The organism is Acerihabitans arboris (assembly GCF_010131535.1).
GTDB classification, from domain to species: domain Bacteria; phylum Pseudomonadota; class Gammaproteobacteria; order Enterobacterales; family Enterobacteriaceae; genus Acerihabitans; species Acerihabitans arboris.
Genome location: NZ_WUBS01000005.1, coordinates 255,008 through 274,537, shown reverse-complemented (window position 1 = coordinate 274,537; position 19,530 = coordinate 255,008). Strand labels below are relative to the sequence as shown.

General features: G+C 59.8%; 14 protein-coding genes. 8 read left to right on the top strand and 6 right to left on the bottom strand.

Going from position 1 to position 19,530, the window contains the following annotated elements; translation table 11 throughout:
- The first annotated feature begins 108 nt into the window (after positions 1-108).
- Together pflA and GRH90_RS09145 are read left to right on the top strand one after the other, a co-directional pair.
- On the top strand, positions 109-849 hold the full coding sequence (gene pflA / locus GRH90_RS09150) for a pyruvate formate lyase 1-activating protein (RefSeq protein WP_162365635.1): 741 nt from the start codon (positions 109-111) through the stop codon (positions 847-849).
- 328 nt (positions 850-1,177) lie between these two features.
- On the top strand, positions 1,178-2,923 hold the full coding sequence (locus tag GRH90_RS09145; protein WP_162365634.1) for an ABC transporter ATP-binding protein/permease: 1,746 nt from the start codon (positions 1,178-1,180) through the stop codon (positions 2,921-2,923).
- A gap of 418 nt (positions 2,924-3,341) precedes the next feature.
- Here GRH90_RS09145 and GRH90_RS09140 read toward each other — a convergent pair whose 3' ends face one another.
- The 6 genes from GRH90_RS09140 to lrp form a co-directional block, all read right to left on the bottom strand.
- Positions 3,342-4,487 carry an MFS transporter gene (locus tag GRH90_RS09140; RefSeq protein ID WP_162365633.1) on the bottom strand — a complete coding sequence of 382 codons (1,146 nt, stop codon included), beginning with the start codon at positions 4,485-4,487 and terminating at the stop codon, positions 3,342-3,344.
- 274 nt (positions 4,488-4,761) lie between these two features.
- Complete coding sequence (gene serS / locus GRH90_RS09135; protein ID WP_162365632.1) at positions 4,762-6,054, bottom strand: serine--tRNA ligase; 1,293 nt, start codon at positions 6,052-6,054, stop codon at positions 4,762-4,764.
- Positions 6,055-6,163: 109 nt separating this feature from the next.
- A complete protein-coding gene (locus GRH90_RS09130) occupies positions 6,164-7,507 on the bottom strand; it encodes a replication-associated recombination protein A (protein ID WP_162365631.1) in 1,344 nt (447 codons plus the stop codon).
- Between the two features lie 7 nt (positions 7,508-7,514).
- Positions 7,515-8,126, bottom strand: coding sequence for an outer membrane lipoprotein periplasmic chaperone LolA (gene lolA, locus GRH90_RS09125; protein WP_162365630.1), 612 nt, complete (start codon positions 8,124-8,126; stop codon positions 7,515-7,517).
- A 189-nt stretch (positions 8,127-8,315) separates the two neighbouring features.
- Complete coding sequence (locus GRH90_RS09120; RefSeq protein ID WP_162365629.1) at positions 8,316-11,738, bottom strand: DNA translocase FtsK 4TM domain-containing protein; 3,423 nt, start codon at positions 11,736-11,738, stop codon at positions 8,316-8,318.
- Positions 11,739-11,879: 141 nt separating this feature from the next.
- Positions 11,880-12,374, bottom strand: a complete 495-nt coding sequence (gene lrp / locus GRH90_RS09115) for a leucine-responsive transcriptional regulator Lrp (RefSeq protein ID WP_005287608.1) — start codon at positions 12,372-12,374, stop codon at positions 11,880-11,882.
- A gap of 429 nt (positions 12,375-12,803) precedes the next feature.
- Between lrp and trxB the strand changes: the two genes are divergently transcribed.
- The 6 genes from trxB to infA all read left to right on the top strand — a co-directional run bounded on the left by trxB (position 12,804) and on the right by infA (position 19,388).
- Positions 12,804-13,772, top strand: coding sequence for a thioredoxin-disulfide reductase (gene trxB / locus GRH90_RS09110; protein WP_162365628.1), 969 nt, complete (start codon positions 12,804-12,806; stop codon positions 13,770-13,772).
- Between the two features lie 97 nt (positions 13,773-13,869).
- Positions 13,870-14,616, top strand: a complete 747-nt coding sequence (locus tag GRH90_RS09105) for an SDR family oxidoreductase (RefSeq protein ID WP_162365627.1) — start codon at positions 13,870-13,872, stop codon at positions 14,614-14,616.
- Between the two features lie 194 nt (positions 14,617-14,810).
- Complete coding sequence (gene cydD, locus GRH90_RS09100) at positions 14,811-16,574, top strand: heme ABC transporter permease/ATP-binding protein CydD (RefSeq protein ID WP_162365626.1); 1,764 nt, start codon at positions 14,811-14,813, stop codon at positions 16,572-16,574.
- Between the two features lie 2 nt (positions 16,575-16,576).
- Entirely contained in the window at positions 16,577-18,304 is a 1,728-nt protein-coding gene (gene cydC / locus GRH90_RS09095) for a heme ABC transporter ATP-binding protein/permease CydC (protein WP_162365625.1), read from the top strand.
- Between the two features lie 44 nt (positions 18,305-18,348).
- Positions 18,349-19,077 carry a leucyl/phenylalanyl-tRNA--protein transferase gene (aat, locus tag GRH90_RS09090; protein ID WP_162365624.1) on the top strand — a complete coding sequence of 243 codons (729 nt, stop codon included), beginning with the start codon at positions 18,349-18,351 and terminating at the stop codon, positions 19,075-19,077.
- A 92-nt stretch (positions 19,078-19,169) separates the two neighbouring features.
- Positions 19,170-19,388 (top strand): translation initiation factor IF-1, encoded by a 219-nt coding sequence (gene infA, locus GRH90_RS09085; protein WP_002211347.1) that lies wholly within the window; start codon positions 19,170-19,172, stop codon positions 19,386-19,388.
- Positions 19,389-19,530 lie beyond the last annotated feature (142 nt).

Sequence of the window (19,530 nt, the reverse complement as noted above, 5' to 3'; positions counted from 1 at the left end):
TTCGCCAGGCCTGTTGCCCGTTTTGGTCAATTTGCTTTGGCTGCCGGCTATCGATATAGGGCCGGCAACCAAAACATATTTCCCGCAAAAGATGGAGAAAACCCCGCAATGTCAGTTCTTGGCCGCATCCATTCGTTTGAATCCTGTGGTACCGTCGACGGCCCCGGCATTCGTTTTATCATTTTTTTCCAGGGCTGCCTGATGCGCTGTCTCTACTGCCATAACCGGGACACCTGGGATACCCATGCCGGCAAGGAAATCACGGTAGAAGAAATCATGAAGGAAACGGTGGCCTACCGGCATTTTATGAACGCGTCCGGCGGCGGCGTTACCGCCTCCGGCGGCGAAGCCATACTGCAGGCGGAATTCGTGCGCGACTGGTTTCGCGCGTGCCATGCCGAAGGCATTACCACCTGCCTGGATACCAACGGTTATGTCCGGCGCTACGATCCGGTGATTGACGAACTGCTTGACGTCACCGACCTGGTGATGCTGGATATCAAAGAAATGAACGACGATATCCACCAGAACCTGGTAGGCGTGTCAAACCATCGTACGCTGGATTTCGCCCGGTATCTGCAAAAGATCAACAAGCGCACCTGGCTCCGTTATGTGGTGGTGCCGGGCTGGTCGGACGACGATAAATCGGTGCACATGCTCGGCGAGTTTACCAAGGACATGGCCAATATCGAAAAAATCGAGCTGCTGCCTTATCATGAGCTGGGTAAACATAAATGGATTGCCATGGGCGAAGAGTACAAGCTCGACGGGGTCAAACCGCCGTCCACGGAAACCATGGAGCGCGTCAAGGATATCCTGGCCGGCTATGGTCACAAAGTGATGTATTGACAATGTAATTCCCCTTCCGCTCCCGGTGAATACCATCGGCCGCCGGCCCGCCCGCCAGCGGCCGTACGGGGCTACAGGGCCCTCCGGGCCGGGCGTTCGCGCCTTGTCCTCTTTCCCCGTTATCGCTCCAGACCGTGCCTGCTTTGCGCTAATACTGTGTTGCCCTCCTCGCCGTGATGTCCATTAAGGTAATGGCTTATGTAAGGTCATCATTTTGCACGACAGGAGTTGTTACACCTTTACTTACCAAACAGGCTCATTAGTTTTAGAGAACTGATCTCTTATGACGTATTATTATATTTTTGAGCAATGAAATGACACGTCACCTATGAAAGCAACACCCATCAAAGCCGCGCGCTGGCGGGAAATTTGGCAGTTGATTAAGCCGTTTTGGCGTTCCGAGGAAAAATGGCGAGCCTGGGGAATGCTGGCGGTTATTATTATCCTCTCATTGTCCACCGTCTATATCAGCGTTTTGTTCAACGAATGGAACCGGGTGTTCTATGATGCCCTGCAGAATAAAAATTTTGCGGTATTCAAAAGTCAGCTGATCAGGTTCACCTGGCTGGCATTATTATTTATCCTGATATCCATTTATAAAATTTACCTGACGCAGGGGCTGCAGATGTATTGGCGGCGCTGGATGACCCGTCAATATATGGATAAATGGCTGCAGCATCACGCCTACTACCATACCGAGCAACAGCAAACCGTCGATAACCCGGATCAGCGCATCGCCGAAGACCTGAACGCGCTCACCAGCGGCACGCTGTCGCTGACGTTGGGCCTGCTCTCAAGCGTGGTGACCTTTGTTTCCTTTATTTCCATTTTATGGTCGGTAAGCGGGCCGCTGTCGTTTACCCTGAGCGGGCATCAGTTTACCGTACCGGGTTATATGGTGTGGTTCGCCATATTATATGCCGGCCTGGGATCGCTGCTGATCTGGTATGTGGGCCGGCCATTGGTGCGCCTAGGCTTCGAGCAGGAAAAATTTGAGGCTAATTTCCGTTTTGGCCTGATTCGTATTCGCGAGAATAACGACGCCATTGCGCTTTACCAGGGCGAGCCGAGGGAGGCAAAGCTGCTGGATAACAAGTTTGAATCCATCCGCGCCAACTGGTGGTCGATTATGCGCGTGAGCCGGCGGCTGAATGTGGCCAGTAATTTCTACGGCCAGTTCGCCATTATCTTCCCCATTCTGGTGGCGGCGCCGCGCTATTTTTCCGGTGCCATCCAGTTGGGTACGCTGATGCAGATTTCATCGGCGTTTGGCGAAATCCAGGGCGCGCTGTCATGGTTTATCGATGCGTTTAACCAGTTGGCTAATTGGAAGGCCTGCATTAACCGTCTGGCGGGTTTTAACGCCGCCGTGGAACGGCACAGCAGCCAGAAAACCGCCATCAGGCGCCAGGATGTCACGGATGCCGCGCTGGAGCTTACCGGGCTGAGTCTATGTATTCCCTCGGGCCGCGTGCTGTTTCAGGCCGCCACCCGGTCCATCGCGCCCGGCGACCGGGTGTTGATCGCCGGACCGTCCGGCTGCGGCAAGTCTACCCTGCTGCGCGCCATTGCCGGCATCTGGCCGTACGGCGCCGGTGATATCGGCCTGCAGTCGGGCAAGCGGATATTATTTTTACCGCAGCGCAGCTATATCCCCATCGGTAATCTGCTCGAGGCGTTATGCTATCCGGAAGCGCCTGATCGCTTTACCGAGGAACAGATGCGTTCGATGCTGGATCTGTGCCGTCTGGGCCATTTGCAGCCGATGCTGCATCAGCAGGCCAACTGGAGCCACTGGCTGTCGCCCGGCGAGCAGCAGCGGCTGGCGTTTGCCCGCGCGTTATTGATCAAACCGGATATCCTGTTCCTGGACGAGGCCACCAGCGCGCTGGACGACGAGACCGAGCAACTGATGTACCGCCTGCTGACGGAGTCGTTGCCGGGCGTTACGCTGGTCAGCGTAGCCCACCGTAACAGCGTTGCCCGTTACCATACCCGCTGCTGGCGCTTCGAACGCCGCGAGGATATGGACAGCGCGGTGCTCAAACTGAGTCCGTTGCCGCAGGGCAGTTAAGGGCAGTTGAGGGCCTCAGACTGTTGGCAACCTCATCTTCTTCCTTATGTTTCCTTGGTGGAAGTTTTAGCTTGCGGTAAGGTTATGTCGCCTCGGTGGGAGTTGGGGTGTCGCGAAACACCCTCCTTGTCGCTTGCTCGCGCCGGGCAATACATATATCCGCCAAACGTGTTGCAAGCGAAACCCTCGCCGGGGCGACATAAAGCCTACCGCAAGTCAAACTCCCACCGGGGCGACATAAAGCCTACCGCAAGCAAAACCTCCACCAAGGCGACATAAACCTTACCGCCAGCCCCTGCGCTAAATCATCCATGAGACAGCCATAGTATCGAAACCCTTTAACATATTACGCCGGAACGCAAAGCCAACGGGCGAGTTTCTCAACAATCTGAAGGCCCCGAATGGGGGCTTGTTCATTTCAGGCGGTGGCCACCGGGGTTTGATGCTGGTCTGGTTTGCGCAGCAGCATCGCCAGGTAGACCAGCGCCACTACCGCAATCATTACGAACAGCAGGCGATCGGAATAGCGTTGCATCAGCAGTGCGGTGGTGCTCGGCCCCAGCAGGCTGCCTAGCGTATAGCTCAGCAGTAATGCCTGGTTCATCGCCACCAGTTCATCCGGGCTGACCTTCTCGCAGGCCCATGACATCGCCACCGGATAGAGGGTAAAGCCCGAGCAGCCGAGCAGGAACAGCGCCGGCGCCATGGCCGCGTGGCTGAGCATCGACAGGCTGCCGATAATCACCATAAATATCTGTATCCGCAGGATCATCAGGCGGCCATAGCGATCGGCCAGCCGGCCGATGGGCCACTGGCCGAGAATACCCGCGCTGACCAGCAGCGCCATCCAGTACCCCACGTTGCCGTCGCTGAGTCCAAGGTGGGACAGATAGAGCGGCAGCAGGCCGTACAGCGACCCCAGCACCACGCCCGAGATGATACAGCCGTTGATGCCCAGGCGGGCATTGCGACGGCGCAACATCGGCCAGATGGCGATACGCGGCGCCTCGGTGCCCTGCGCGTCGATACGGTTGAACAACAGTGGCAGCACCGCCACGATCATCAGCGTGGTCGCCCAGGGCAATACCGACATTAAGACGGTGGAAACGCCGCTGAGCAGCAGTTGGCCAATCACCGTACCCATATAATACACCATCATATACGCCGCCAGCAGCTGGCCGCGGGTGTGCGGGGTGCCGCTGCGCATCAGGGCGCTTTCCACCACCACCCAAATCAGCGCGCAGGCGATGCCGGCCAGGAAACGGAACATCACCCAGCCGCCAAAGCCGACGGAGAGCCCGAGCCCCAGGGTAGCGACGGCAAACAGCAGGCATGAATACTGGTAGCTGCGGTTAAAACCCACCGTCTTGATTAGCGCTCCGGCCAACAGGGTGCCCAGCAGGTTACCGGTAAAATAGGATGAGCCGACCAGCCCGATTTGCCAGGTGGGCATGGACTCATGGGACAGCCACAACGGGACCAGCGTATTTAATACCGCGATGGAAATCGTCAATGACAACAACCCGGTGAGTAACATTACCACCGGACGAGAATAGACGGACATGATAGGTAAACCGGACTCAACGCGCAGGAATTGCGCGCATCATGCCACTACGGTAAAAAAAGTCAATCAGGCTAAATAACCGCCAGCATTTTTTGTTTGCGCTCAGGCGCTTGGCGGTCTAATGACAGGAGAGGCACGCGATCGCTGGGCGTAGGCAAGACGTGTTAAAAGGAGGGCGCGCAATGGGGTCGAAGCGGCCGCCTCAGGCCGCCCGGGTACCCATGGCGCGGTAGGCCCGCAAACGCCGGGCCCACACTACGTATTGACCGGACGGTCAACCGATATGGGTCAACCCCTTCATATAAGGGACCAGCACCGCCGGGATTTCAATGCGCCCGTCGGCCAGCTGGCAGTTTTCCATTACCGCCACCAGCGTGCGCCCCACCGCCAGGCCGGAGCCGTTCAGGGTATGCACCAACACGGGTTTTTTATCCACTTTGCCGCGGTAACGCGCCTGCATGCGCCGCGCCTGGAAATCGCCCATATTCGAGCACGAGGAAATTTCCCGATAGGTATCCTGTGCCGGCAGCCAGACTTCCAGATCGTAGGTCTTGCATGAACCGAAGCCCATGTCGCCGGTACACAGCAGGATCTTGCGATACGGCAGGTTGAGCAGTTGCAGCACCTTCTCGGCATGGCCTGTCAGCTCTTCCAGCGCGCGCATGGAGTCTTCCGGTTTCACCACCTGCACCAGCTCGACTTTGTCAAACTGGTGCATCCGGATCAAACCGCGGGTATCGCGGCCGTAGGAACCGGCCTCGGAGCGGAAACACGGGGTATGGGCGGTCATCTTCAGCGGCAACTGGTCTTCGTCGATGATCTCGTCGCGCACCAGGTTGGTCAGCGGCACTTCCGCCGTGGGGATCAGGGCATAGGCGCTGGTGTCGGCTTCTTCGCCCAGGGGTTTGGTATGAAACAGGTCCTCGGAGAATTTCGGCAGTTGGCCGGTGCCGTACAGCGACGCATGGTTCACCAGGTAAGGGACGTAGTTTTCCTGGTAGCCGTGCTGTTCGGTATGCAGGTCGAGCATAAACTGCGTTAGCGCGCGGTGCAGGCGGGCAATCTGGCCTTTCATGACCACAAAACGCGCGCCGGTCAGCTTGACCGCGGCGGCAAAATCCAGTCCGCCGGCCATTTCACCGAGGGAGACGTGATCGCGGACGGCAAAATCGTAATGGCGCGGCTCGCCCCAGCGGCTGATCTCTTCGTTTTCGGTTTCATCCTTGCCGCTTGGCACCCGATCGTCAGGGATATTGGGCAACGACAGGGCCACGTCGCGGATGGCGGCTTGTAAAATATCCAGTTCGGATTTGGCCGCCTCAAGGCGATCGCCCAACCTGCTGACTTCCTGGCGCAGCGGCTCGATATCCTCGCCACGGGCTTTTGCCGCGCCAATCAGTTTGGATCGGGAATTACGCTCGGCCTGCAGGGTTTCGGTTTCGACCTGCAACACCTTACGCCGTTCTTCGTGTTTGCGCAGCGTATCGACATCCAGCGTAAAATGTCTGCGAGCCAGTTTCTCGGCAACTGCGTCTAGCTCATTGCGCAGTAGATTGGGATCGAGCATGCTAGTCCTGTGCTTGTTGTTATCAGATTGATGTTTATGACTTCGCGACGCCGTCGGAGACTATCGCGGCAACGGATTTTCTAGCGCTAACCTTACCGCAACAGCCTGTTTATCGGTAGCGTTTTGTTGGGCTATTTTGATCCTGGGCGCTAAGCCAGGCGAGCTTTTCGCCAATTTTTCCTTCCAGTCCGCGCGGGCTTGGATAGTAGTAGCGGGTCCGGGCCATCTGCTCGGGAAAATAGTCTTCCCCGGCGGCATAGGCGTTCGGTTCGTCATGGGCGTAGCGGTATTCGGCGCCCAGTCCCATCTCTTTCATCAGTTTAGTGGGGGCGTTGCGCAAATGCTCGGGCACATCATAATCGGCGTTTTCCCGGGCATCGTGCATGGCGGCTTTAAAGGCGGTATAAACCGCGTTGCTTTTTGGCGCGCAGGCCAGGTAGACAATCGCCTGGGCAATGGCCCGCTCGCCTTCCGCCGGGCCGACGCGGGTGAAACAATCCCAAGCCGCCAGCGCCACCTGCATGCCGCGCGGATCGGCGTTGCCCACATCTTCCGAGGCGATAGCCAGCAGGCGGCGCGCCACATAGAGCGGATCGCCGCCGGCGGTGATAATCCGCGCGTACCAGTACAACGCCGCGTCCGGCGCTGAGCCGCGCACCGATTTATGCAGCGCCGAAATCAAATCATAATAGCGGTCGCCTTTGTTATCGAAACGGGCGTTGCGTTCACCGGAAATCTCCTTGAGCAGCAGCGGCGTCAGCACTCGTTTGCCCTGGGCGTCAGTTTCCGCCATATCCGCCATCATTTCCAGGCTGTTGAGCGCGCGGCGGGCATCGCCGTTCACCCATTCCGCCAGCAGCCGGCGGGTCTCTTCCGGCAGCACGATATTCTGGCCGCCGTAACCGCGCTCTTTATCGGTCATGGCCTGGGTCAGCACCTGTTCGATATCCCCGGCGGTAAGCGCCTTAAGCAAATAAACCTTGGCGCGTGAAAGCAGCGCGGAGTTAAGCTCGAACGAGGGGTTTTCGGTGGTGGCGCCAATCAGGGTGATGGTGCCCTCCTCCACGTGCGGCAAGAATGCGTCCTGCTGGCTTTTGTTAAAGCGGTGCACTTCATCGACGAACAATATGGTGCGCCGGCCGGCATCGCGATTGTGGCGGGCGCGCTCAATCGCCTCACGGATTTCCTTGATGCCGGAGGTCACCGCCGAGATACGCTCGACATCGGCGTTGCCATAACGCGCAATAAGCTCCGCCAGCGTGGTTTTCCCGGTGCCGGGCGGCCCCCACAGGATCATCGAGTGCAGTTGCCCGTTCTGGATGGCCCGCGGCAGCGGTTTGCCCGGCGCCAGCAGATGCTGCTGCCCGACATACTCTTCCAGTGTCCTGGGACGCATGCGCGCGGCCAGCGGCTGGAATTCGTTATGGGAAAAATCAAGCGACATATTGCTCATTTTTACCTCACTGGCGCTGATCGTCCAGCGTCACGCCCTTAGGAGGGGTAAAACGGAATTTGGCGGCGTCAATCTGGCCGTTATTCTGGCTTTTCAGCTGATAGGCGCTGCGCTGCCCGTCCTGCTCCACGGCGGTAAAGCCGTTGATGGTGCCGCTGGCGCTGACGTTGATGGTGAATTGCTTCAGGTTGCCGCTGGCGGTTTTCGGCGTCAGCTCAAACCTGTCGTTGTTTTGCTTGACGTTATACTGCCGCCAGTCGTCCGGACTGTTGCGGGTTATCAGCATAAACGGCGTATTGCCGGTGGCATTTTTCAGCCAGGTGGCGGTCGCCTGCTCCACAAACGGGTTATAGAACCATAATGTTTTACCGTCGGAAATCAGCAGGCTTTCGTCCGGCGTGGTCATATGCCAGTTAAACAGATTAGGACGTTTGACCCACAGTTCGCCTTCCCCTTCCTGCACCGCGCCGCCGTCGGCGCTGGTCACTTTCTGGGTAAAACTGGCGTGGAAACTGTTGACCTGGTTCAGGCGGGTTTGCAGCGCGCCGGCATCATCGGCAAATGCCGGAGCGGCGGCCACGGCGCTAAACAGGCAGGCGGCAATTAACCTTTTATTCATTATAAGCATTCCTTGGAAAATGAAGGGCGCGGCGTCCGGGCCGGCGGCACATGAACCCGCTAACGGACGGCCCCCTGGTAGGTTTAACTTTATCGGAACAATGGCGGGAAGGCATAGGCCAATCCTCTGAAAACCTGCCATCTTAGGCTTTACGGCACACAGGGCATCAGCGCCCCGCGCCGCCGTGGGTCAGCCTGCAGGAGGCGGAGCCAGGACTTCGCGGTTGCCGTTATGGCCCTGCGAGCTGACGATACCCTGTATTTCCATTTGTTCAATGATCCTGGCGGCGCGGTTATAGCCGATGCGGAACTGGCGTTGCACGCCGGATATGGAGGCGCGGCGCTTATCGACCACAAACTGCACGACCTGATCAAATAGCGGGTCGAGCTCATTATCGTCGTCCAGACTGCCGATCCCGGGTTCGCCTTCCTCACCGGCGCTGGTAATGCTGTCGATATACTGCGGCCGGCCGCGGGCTTTCCAATCGCTGACCACCGCGTGGACTTCCTGATCGCGCACAAAGGCGCCGTGCACTCGTACCGGTATCGAGGAGTTGGGCGCCAGGTACAGCATATCGCCCATGCCGAGCAGCGATTCCGCCCCCGATTGATCGAGAATGGTGCGGGAGTCGATCTTACTGGACACGGTAAAGGCGATCCGGGTCGGGATATTGGCTTTGATTAAACCGGTGATCACATCCACCGACGGACGCTGGGTCGCCAGCACCAGGTGGATACCGGCGGCGCGGGCCTTCTGGGCCAGGCGGGCAATCAGCTCCTCCACCTTTTTGCCTACCGCCATCATCAGATCGGCGAACTCGTCCACCAGCACCACGATATAAGGCAATTTCTCCAGCATCGGCGGCGAATCGGCCATGCCGTCGCCCGGTTTCCAGAACGGATCCGGTACCGGGCGGCCCATGGCGATAGCCTGCTCGATACGTTCGTTATAACCGGCCAGGTTACGTACCCCAAGCGCCGACATCAGCTTATAGCGGCGTTCCATCTCGCCCACGCACCAGCGCAGCGCGTTGGCGGCGTCTTTCATATCGGTGACCACTTCGGTCAGCAGATGGGGGATGCCTTCGTAGACTGATAATTCCAGCATTTTCGGGTCAATCATAATAAAGCGCACCTCTTCCGGCGTCGCTTTATACAGCATGCTGAGGATCATGGCGTTGACCCCCACGGATTTACCCGAGCCGGTGGTGCCGGCAACCAGCAGATGGGGCATTTTTGCCAGATCGGCTATCACCGGCTGGCCGGCAATATCCTTGCCCAGCACGATGGCCAGCGGCGAGACGGTCTCGCGGAATTTCTCGCAATCGAGCACTTCGCGCAGGTATACCGTCTGGCGACGCTTGTTGGGCAATTCCAAGCCGACATACGGCTTGCCGGGGATCACTTCGACTACCCGCACCGCCACCGCCGACAGGGAACGCGCCAGATCCCGCGACAAATTGGAGATGCGCGCCGCTTTCACGCCCGGCGCCAGATCCAGCTCAAAGCGGGTGATAACCGGGCCGGGAGAAATGCCGACCACATCGGCCTTGACCCGATAATCGGCCAGGCGGGCCTCGACCAGCCGTGCGGTCTGCTCAAGCGCAAACATATCCACCGGCTCGTCCTCTACCGGCGGCGAGGTCAATAAATCCAGCGTCGGCAGCGGCGTGGTGGGTTTATGCAGCGGCTGCTCATTGCGCATCAGGAAAGGATGGATCAGGCTGTCCATGGCCGGCGCAGCGTGCTGGACCACCGGCCGCGCGACGGCGGGCCGGAGGTCGGGCGCTTCGGCGGCGAAAGGCTCGTGCGACGCCGGCGGCCGGGCGTATTCGTCAGGCATGCCATCGTCGTCGGACAGGTCATCCGCCCGTCCGTCCGGGGCATAACCGGCGGTCGTTTGCGCACCGGCGTCGAATCCCTGCCCATGCCGCGCGGGCGGGGCGAACGGCGGTTCGACGCAAGCGTCGTCCCCCGGGTCCGCCGGCGGCGCGGCGCCAAACACCGGACGCGCGTCGGTACCGGGCGGGGGTGAAACCGGCGGGGAACCAGGGGAAGGCTGTTCCTCGTCGCCCGCCACATAACGCATCTCCTGCCGGCGCTGGAATTCCTCGGCCAGACGCTGCTGTTGCCGGGCTTCCTCATCATCGCCGTCGGTATCGTTTTCGCCATAGCGCTGTTCCTGCTGCCGCTGGAACTCCTGATGCAGCGCCGCCTGCTGGGCGGCCGCCTGTTCTTCATCGGACAGCGGCGCGGATGAATGCCCGGCGGCGTTGCGTTGCGACGGCAGCTTGATGCCATACGAGGCAAGTTCCCTGCGGGTCGGGATGCGCACCGGATTGGGACGCGGCAGTTCGGGTCCAATGCCCTGCTTAACCTGCGGATTTTCATCGCCGGTGGCGCTGAACGCCGGCATAAAGGTCAGCGCGGCGGCGTCATAGGCGGGCGCGGCGCCGGGCAGTTGCCCGCTGCTGCGTTGCGCCACGCTGAAGTCATAGGGCGTATGCGCCTCTTCGCCGTCAAGCTGCCAGTTACCCATACGCGGGCCGTCATCTTCCTCCTCAGGATAATCGTCATGGGAAGGCACCGGCTGTTCGCCGGGCAGTTCGAAACGATACTGCGGAAGGGGCTGCGCGGCCGGCGCCGGCGCCTCTTGCGCGGCGGACTGCTGCGAGTAGGCGGCCTCAGGCGCCGGACCGGCGGCTGGGGAGGCCACCGGCGTTACGGGCCCAGGCGACGGCGCGCCGGGCTGCGAGGCGGCCAGCTGTTCGCCGGACTGTTCGGCGGTTTCCGCATGGGCGGACGAGGCGGCCAGCCCCGCGACCGCACCGATAGGCGCCGCGGCCGTTCCAGCCTGCGGCTTGGCGGTTAAGCCGGGCGTCGCCAGCAGCGGGTCAAGGGCATCCGTCGCGTCCGGCCGATCGGCGTCGTCTTCTCCGGCGATATCGAGGTCATCGTCATCGTAATGGTCGTCATAGCCCTGCTCGTCGTCGCGCCGCGAGCGGTTCGACATAAAGGTCAGGCCGCCCATGACCACGCCGCCGATTTTTTCAGCAATGGTCAGCCAGGACCAGCCGGTAAACAGGGTGAGGCCCGAGGCCCAGACGCACAGCAGGGTCAGGGTGGCGCCGATACCGTTGAACCAGGGCAGCATCGCATTGCTGAGCAGGCTGCCGATAACGCCGCCGGAAGCGAAGTAATACAGGTCGTCGATATTCAGCGCGGCCAGGCCGCAGGAGGTCAGGATCAGCGCCAGGGAGCCGATCAGCCGCAACGACAGGGCAAAATAATCCACGTAATCCTGCTCTTCGCGCTGGCGGAACGACGTCCAGCAGAAGATCAGCATAATCGGCGGCAGCGCGTAGGCCAGTACGCCGAAGGTGAAAAACAGCGTATCGGCAAACCACGCGCCGACGCCGCCACCCAGGTTATGGATAGGACCATGCCAGGCAGTTTGCGACCAACTGGGGTCGGAAGGATTGAAACTGACCAGGGAAATCATTAAATAGAGGGCAAAAATAGCCATGACAATCAGAACAGCCTCGAGTAACCGGCGGCTGCTGCTGAGCGTTTTTAATTCAACTTCTTTATCTTCTGTATATTCCTGGCTCAAGAAAGGCTCTCCAGGTTATCTATGCCGGTATAACCGATATAATAGCTTAATAACAGCGCCGACCATGTCGCCCGGCGCTGAAACTGTATGAATGCACAGGAGTGTAACCATAAAACGCGGATTTTGCACCTGTGTTATGACTTAGCGTGTCTTAATCACCAGCCGGTTGCTCTGTTTCACTTCTTCCATGACCACATAGGTACGGGTATCGTTCACGCCCGGTAAACGCAGCAGCGTCTCGCCAAGCAGTTTACGATAGGCCGACATATCGGGCACCCGCGTCTTCAGCAGATAGTCGAAATCGCCCGAAACCAAATGGCATTCCTGAATTTCTTCCAGCTTTTGCACGGCGGTATTGAATTGCTCAAACACATCGGGCGCCCCCCGGTTGAGGGTAATCTCTACAAACACCAGTAAAGACGCGTCCAGGTAATGTGGATTAAGTAAAGCGGTATACCCTTGAATGAAACCCTGCCGCTCAAGACGGCGCACACGTTCCAGACAAGGAGTCGGAGATAAACCAACCCGTTTAGAAAGTTCGACGTTTGATATCCGCCCATCCTTTTGCAGCTCATTAAGGATATTGCGGTCAATACGATCGAGATCCTTTCCCGGGCGTTTTTTATTGTCTACCATTATTATTGTCTCTCTTAAGACCTTCCCTGCGCTTGCCACACCCCTGCCGACTTCAATGTATCAGGGTTTGTTTTAAGACCCGTTGTCTGTTTTATTTTAGGGCCGACTGTTTCAACTGCCTTGCTTACTGCCTGTCCAAACCCAACGCATAATTTTTCCCTACCCTGATGTTTTCGCAAAAGCGCAGCGGATTGTCAAAGTAAAACGACAAAAATCAGAACAACATGCCGATTAATTCCCACGGCGGCGCGATGCCAGGGCCTTAAGGGCACTTTTTAACCCGATTATGTCCTATTTAATGGTAAAGTCCGCCTATCGATAGTCCATAGCGATGATAAAAATCGTTAACAACTCTTTGCATACTGTTCAGAGTCTGGTTATTTTCTTACAATCGACGAGTCAAGATTTGCGCGGTTAAACGAGGAAAACATGTCAACGGCGAAACACAGTAAATTGCTTATCCTGGGGTCCGGGCCGGCGGGTTATACCGCGGCGGTCTATGCTGCCCGCGCCAACCTGCATCCGGTGCTGGTCACCGGCATGGAACAGGGCGGCCAGCTCACCACCACCACCGAGGTCGAGAACTGGCCGGGCGACCCGGAAGGACTGACCGGTCCCCTGCTTATGGAGCGCATGTACGCCCACGCCGCCAAGTTCAATACCGAAATCATCTTTGATCATATTAACCAGGTCGACCTGCAAAGCCGTCCGTTTCGCTTAACCGGCGACACCGGCGAATTCACCTGCGACGCGCTGATTATCGCCACCGGCGCTTCGGCGCGCTATCTCGGCCTGCCTTCCGAAGAGGCCTATAAAGGCAAGGGCGTCTCCGCCTGCGCCACCTGCGACGGCTTCTTTTATCGCCAGCAGAAGGTCGCGGTGGTCGGCGGCGGCAATACCGCCGTGGAAGAAGCGCTCTATCTGTCCAACATCGCCGCCGAGGTGCATCTGATCCATCGACGCGATATTTTCCGGTCGGAAAAAATCCTGATCGACCGGCTGATGGAGAAGGTCGGCAGCGGCAATATCGTGCTGCATACCGGCCGGACCCTGGAGGAAGTGGTGGGCGACGAAATGGGCGTAACCGGCGTGCGGTTGAAAAATGTCGTCACCGGCGACATCGAGCCGCTGGAGGTTGCCGGGGTATTTATCGCCATCGGCCATCATCCCAATACCGCGATTTTCGGCCATCAGCTTGAGCTGGAAAACGGCTATATCCGCGTACAGTCCGGTATTGGCGGCAACGCCACCCAAACCAGCATTCCCGGCGTATTCGCCGCGGGCGACGTGATGGATCATATCTATCGCCAGGCCATAACCTCCGCCGGCACCGGGTGCATGGCGGCGCTGGACGCCGAACGTTACCTGGACGGGCTGGCGCCGGTAAACGATCGGTGACGACAAATCCGCCTTAACATCTGCGCGGGTTTATCAGCAATCGCGGAGGCGGCCACCGGCCGCCTTTTTTACACCACCGGGAACGGAAACCTGCACTATGCAAAAAGTCACCTTGATTACCGGCGGGTCGCGCGGCATCGGCCGCGCCAGCGCTATTTGCCTGGCGCAGCGCGGGCATGATATCTGCATCGCATACCGTAGCCGCGAGGACCAGGCCCTGGAGGTGGTGGAAACGCTTCGCCGCCTGGGCGTGCGAGCCATGGCCGTGCAGGCGGATATTGCGGACGAACAACAGGTAAACGCGCTATTTCAGCGCATCGATCGCGAGTTGGGGGCGATGACCGGACTGGTAAACAATGCCGCGATCCTCAAACCCCAGGCCACTATCGAACAACTGACCGCCGCACGCCTGAATGCGATTTTCGCCACCAATGTAACCGGCAGTTTCCTGTGCGCCAGGGAAGCGGTGAAACGCATGTCCCTGCGCCATGGCGGCCAGGGTGGAGCCATTGTGAACGTTTCATCGGCGGCGGCGCGGCTGGGCTCGCCGCACGAATACATCGATTACGCCGCGTCAAAAGGCGCGCTGGACACGCTGACCATCGGGCTTGCCAGGGAAGTGGCGGCGCAGGGCATCAGGGTCAACGGCGTTCGACCCGGATTTATCTACACCGATATGCATGCCGACGGCGGCGAGCCCGGCCGGGTTGACCGCATCAAGGATACGTTGCCAATGCAACGCGGCGGACAACCCGGGGAAGTGGCGCAGGCCATTGCATGGCTGATGTCTGATGAAGCGTCTTATGTCACGGGAAACTTTATGGATCTGGCCGGCGGAAAGTAGCCATGGTCGCGGTCCGTCCGCCGTCTGGGGCGGCGGCCGATAACCGCACGATAGTTGCCATTATTATTTTCACCTCCGCCTCAACAGGGTAATATGTCGGCACGCCGGACCACGCAGGTTGTTTTCCGGCCTTTAGCGTCCCAAAGTGGGATTTTCGCCTTACATGCAAACCACACCGGCTGAAATTGTCTTCAATGAATAAAAACCGACAGCAAGTGCTTGTCCGCTGGCTTAAATCGCAAAGCGCGCTGGTGAAGCGCTGGCTTCGCCTCTCCTTATTGCTGGGCCTGCTGAGCGGCCTGGTGATCGTCGCCCAGGCCTGGGTGCTGGCCCATCTGCTGCAGGCGCTGATAATCGAGCAGCAGCCGCGCGCGACGCTGGCGGGGTGGTTTATCGCCATGGCGGCGCTGTTCATCGCGCGCGCGCTGGCGGGCTGGCTGCGCGAGCGGGTCGGGTTTATCGCCGGGCAGGCTCTCAGGCGGGAAATTCGCCGCCAGGTGCTGGATCGGCTGGAGCTGCTCGGACCGGCCTGGATCCAGGGCAAGCCCGCCGGCAGCTGGAGCAGCCTGCTGCTTGAGCAGATTGAGGATATGCAGGATTATTATGCGCGCTATCTGCCGCAGATGTATCTGGCGGGCCTGGTGCCGCTGCTGATTTTGATCGTGGTGTTCCCGGTGAACTGGATGGCCGGGCTGATTTTGTTTTGCACCGCGCCGCTGATCCCGCTGTTCATGGCGCTGGTCGGGATGGGCGCCGCCGACGCCAACCGGCGCAATTTCCTGGCGCTGGCGCGGCTGTCGGGGTATTTCCTCGACCGGCTGCGCGGCCTGGATACGCTGCGGCTGTTCGATCGGGCGCAGGCGGAAACCGATCATATCCGCCGCTCCACCAACGATTTTCGCCTGCGGACCATGGAGGTCCTGCGGCTGGCGTTTCTTTCCTCCGGCGTGCTGGAGTTCTTTGCCTCGATTTCCATCGCGGTGGTGGCGGTATATTTTGGCTTCTCCTATCTGGGCGAGCTGCACTTCGGCAGCTACGGCAACGGCGTCACCTTGTTTGCCGGCTTCCTGGTATTGATCCTGGCGCCGGAATTTTTCCAGCCGCTGCGGGATTTAGGCGCCTTCTACCATGCCAAGGCCCAGGCGGTGGGCGCGGCGGAATCGCTGGTCACCTTCCTGGACGCCGATATCCAACTGCAGGGCGCGGGTACCGAGACCCCGGACTTCGGGCCCATCGGCATCAGCGCCGAACAGCTGGTGGTCATGGCGCCGGACGGTACCGCGCTTGCCGGCCCGCTGAATTTTACCCTGAACGCCGGCCGGCGCCTGGCGATAGTCGGCCAAAGCGGGGCCGGCAAAAGCTCGTTGCTAAATGTGCTGCTGGGATTTCTGCCCTACCGGGGTTCGTTGCGCATCAATGGCCACGAGCTGCGCGACCTGTCGCCGCCGCACTGGCGCCGGCAGCTAAGCTGGATCAGCCAGAACCCCTTCCTGCCAGCGCCAACGCTCAGGGATAATATCCTGCTCGGCTCGCCCGACGCGGATGAATCCGCCCTGGCGCAGGCTATCGAGCAGGCCTATGTCAGCGAGTTTCTGCCGCTGCTGCCGCTGGGGCTGGATACCCCGCTTGGCGACAACGCCGCGCGGTTGTCGGTAGGCCAGGCGCAGCGCGTCGCGCTGGCGCGCGCGCTGCTGCAATCACCGTCGCTGATGCTGCTCGACGAGCCGACCGCCAGCCTGGACGCCCATAGCGAAGGGTTGGTCACCGCCGCGCTGGACCGCGCGTCCCGCCGCCACACCACGGTGCTGGTCACGCACCAGTTGGGGGACATCCGCGACTTCGATGATATCTGGGTGATGGGGAGCGGCCAAATCGTGCAGCAGGGACGCTATGCGCAGTTGGCGGCCTTACCCGGCCCCTTTGCCGACCTGTTGGCCCATCGTCGCGGAGAGCTCTGATTATGCGCGTATTATTACCCTTCCTGGCCCTCTATCGCCGCCACGCCTGGCAGATGGTCCTGGGCATGGCGCTGGCTATCGTCACGCTGCTGGCCAGCATCGGCCTGCTGAGCCTGTCCGGCTGGTTCCTGGCCGGTTCGGCGCTGGCCGGCGCGGCGGGATTGTACAGTTTTAACTATATGCTGCCGGCCGCCGGAGTGCGCGGCGCCGCCATCACCCGCACCGCGGGCCGATGGGCGGAACGGGTGGTGAGCCATGACGCCACCTTCCGCGTTTTGCAGCATCTGCGTATTTATACGTTCCAGAAGATCCTGCCGCTGTCTCCCGGCGTGATTGACCGTTTCCGCCAGGCGGAACTGCTTAACCGGCTGGTGGCGGATGTCGATACCCTTGATCATCTCTATCTACGGGTGCTGTCGCCCCTGCTAGGCGCTTTGGTGGTGATCCTGGTGGTCACCCTCGGGTTATGCCTGCTCGACGTCTCCCTGGCCCTGACGCTGGGCGGTATCATGCTGGCGGTATTGCTGGTTATCCCTCCCCTGTTCTATCGGGCGGGCAAACCGCTGGGAGAAGATCTAACCCGGCTGCGCGCCCTTTACCGGCAGCACCTGGCCACCTGGCTGCAGGGCAATGCGGAACTGACGGTCTACGCCGCCGCCGCGCGCTATCGCGGGCAATTGGACGATACCGAGCGGCACTGGCAGCAACGCCAGCAGCGGCAGGCCAACCTCACCGCCATGGCCCAAGGGCTACTGATGCTGGTGACCGGCCTGGCGGCGACCCTTATTTTATGGCTTGCCGCCGACGGCATCGGCGGCGATCGCCATCCCGGCGCGCCGATCGCGCTCTTTGTCTTTACCGCGCTGGCGGCGTTTGAAGCGCTGGGCCCCGTGGCCGGCGCCTTCCAGCATCTCGGCCAGGTCATTGCCTCCGCCGGGCGCATCGCCGATATCATCAACCGCGCGCCGGCGGTCACCTTCCCGGACACCGGTCCGGCGGCCGGCGGCGATGCCGCCCTGGAGATAGGCAACATCGGCTTCAGCTATCCCGACCAGCCGCAGCCGGCGGTCACCGATTTGTCGCTGCGGGTAGACGCCGGGGAGCATATCGCCATACTGGGCCATACCGGCAGCGGTAAATCCACCCTGCTGCAACTGCTGACCCGCGCCTGGGACGTCGATCGCGGACAAATCCTGTTAAACGGCCGGCCGCTTACGTTATGGAGCGAACCGGCGCTGCGCGCCATGATGAGCGTGGTGCCCCAGCGGGTCCATATCTTCAACGCCACGTTGCGCGACAATCTGCTGCTGGGCGCGCCTAAGGCGGACGACGCGCGGCTGGACTCTATGCTCGCGCGGATGGGGCTGGATAAGTTGCGGGAAAAAGAGGGCCTCGACGCCTGGCTGGGCGAAGGCGGACGGCAGTTGTCCGGCGGTGAACAACGGCGGATCGGCATCGCCCGCGCCCTGCTTCACGACGCCCCCCTGCTGTTGCTTGACGAACCGACCGAAGGACTGGACGCCGCCACCGAACGACGGATCCTCGATGTTCTACACCAACTGGGCCGCGGCAAGACGGTCATTATCATCACCCACCGGCTGCAGGGCCTTGACATGATGGATAAAATCTATGTCATGGATAAGGGCGGAATTGCCGAACAGGGGACTCACCCGGCGCTGATGGCGGGAAAAGGCCGTTATTTTCGTTATCATTCCCCGGGTGGCGTATAATTACCGCTATACGGAAGGGTTAGGGGAACAAGAAAATCAACGCCATGCGACTATACAGGCTGTCTCCGGATTCACTGCGGTTTCCCCCGCCGACGTCCGCGCTGCATGATCCCAACGGACTGTTGGCCTTCGGCGGGGATTTGTCGCCGGAGCGGCTGCTGACCGCTTATCATATGGGTATCTTTCCCTGGTATTCGCCCGGCGACGCTATTTTATGGTGGTCGCCCGACCCCCGGGCGGTGCTGTATCCGGAGGAATTCCATATCAGCCGTAGCCTGAAACGTTTTTTCAGGCGCAGCCCCTTCCGCGTTACGCTGAACCAGGCGTTCGCCGAGGTGATTGCCGCCTGCGCGGAACGGGGCATGGCGGGAACCTGGATTGGGCCGGAGGTTGAACTGGCCTACCGCCGGCTGCATGCGCTCGGCCAGGCGCACTCGGTGGAAGTCTGGCAAGGGGATGAGCTGGTCGGCGGCATGTACGGGGTGTCGCAGGGCGCGCTGTTCTGCGGTGAATCCATGTTCAGCCGCCGGGATAATGCCTCCAAGGCGGCATTGCTGACTTTTTGCCGTTTCTTTAGGCAACAAGGGGGAAAACTGATAGACTGTCAGGTATTGAACTCACACACGGCCTCGTTAGGCGCACGGGAAATCCCGCGGCGCGACTATCTGACCCTGCTGAGTCAGTTACAACCTTTAACGCTGGCACCCGATTGCTGGCAACCGCAAACCCTCTCTGCCGTGAGCGTTGACAGCGACCCCGATCGCTGTGAATGATGCGGCGTTCTTCATCACTTCTTTACATAATGAGGGTTTTTCGGCATTATCTTGCCGGTTAAAAACTATGGTATTTAAACCTAGAGGATTCGATGGCCAAAGAAGACAATATTGAAATGCAAGGCACGGTACTGGATACATTGCCTAACACCATGTTCCGTGTGGAATTGGAAAACGGGCACGTGGTAACCGCTCATATCTCCGGTAAAATGCGTAAAAACTATATCCGCATCCTGACGGGCGACAAAGTCACTGTAGAGCTGACCCCGTACGACCTGAGCAAAGGCCGCATTGTCTTCCGTAGCCGCTGATAGGCTTCCTCCGCTGATCTCCGCCGTCCGGGCGTTTGCCGCACATGATATGCCGTGCGATAGATGACACCGCACAGATAACATAAAAATGAAACCCACCGGTGCCGCAAAACGGCCCGGTGCATGACGTAGGCAGGCACCA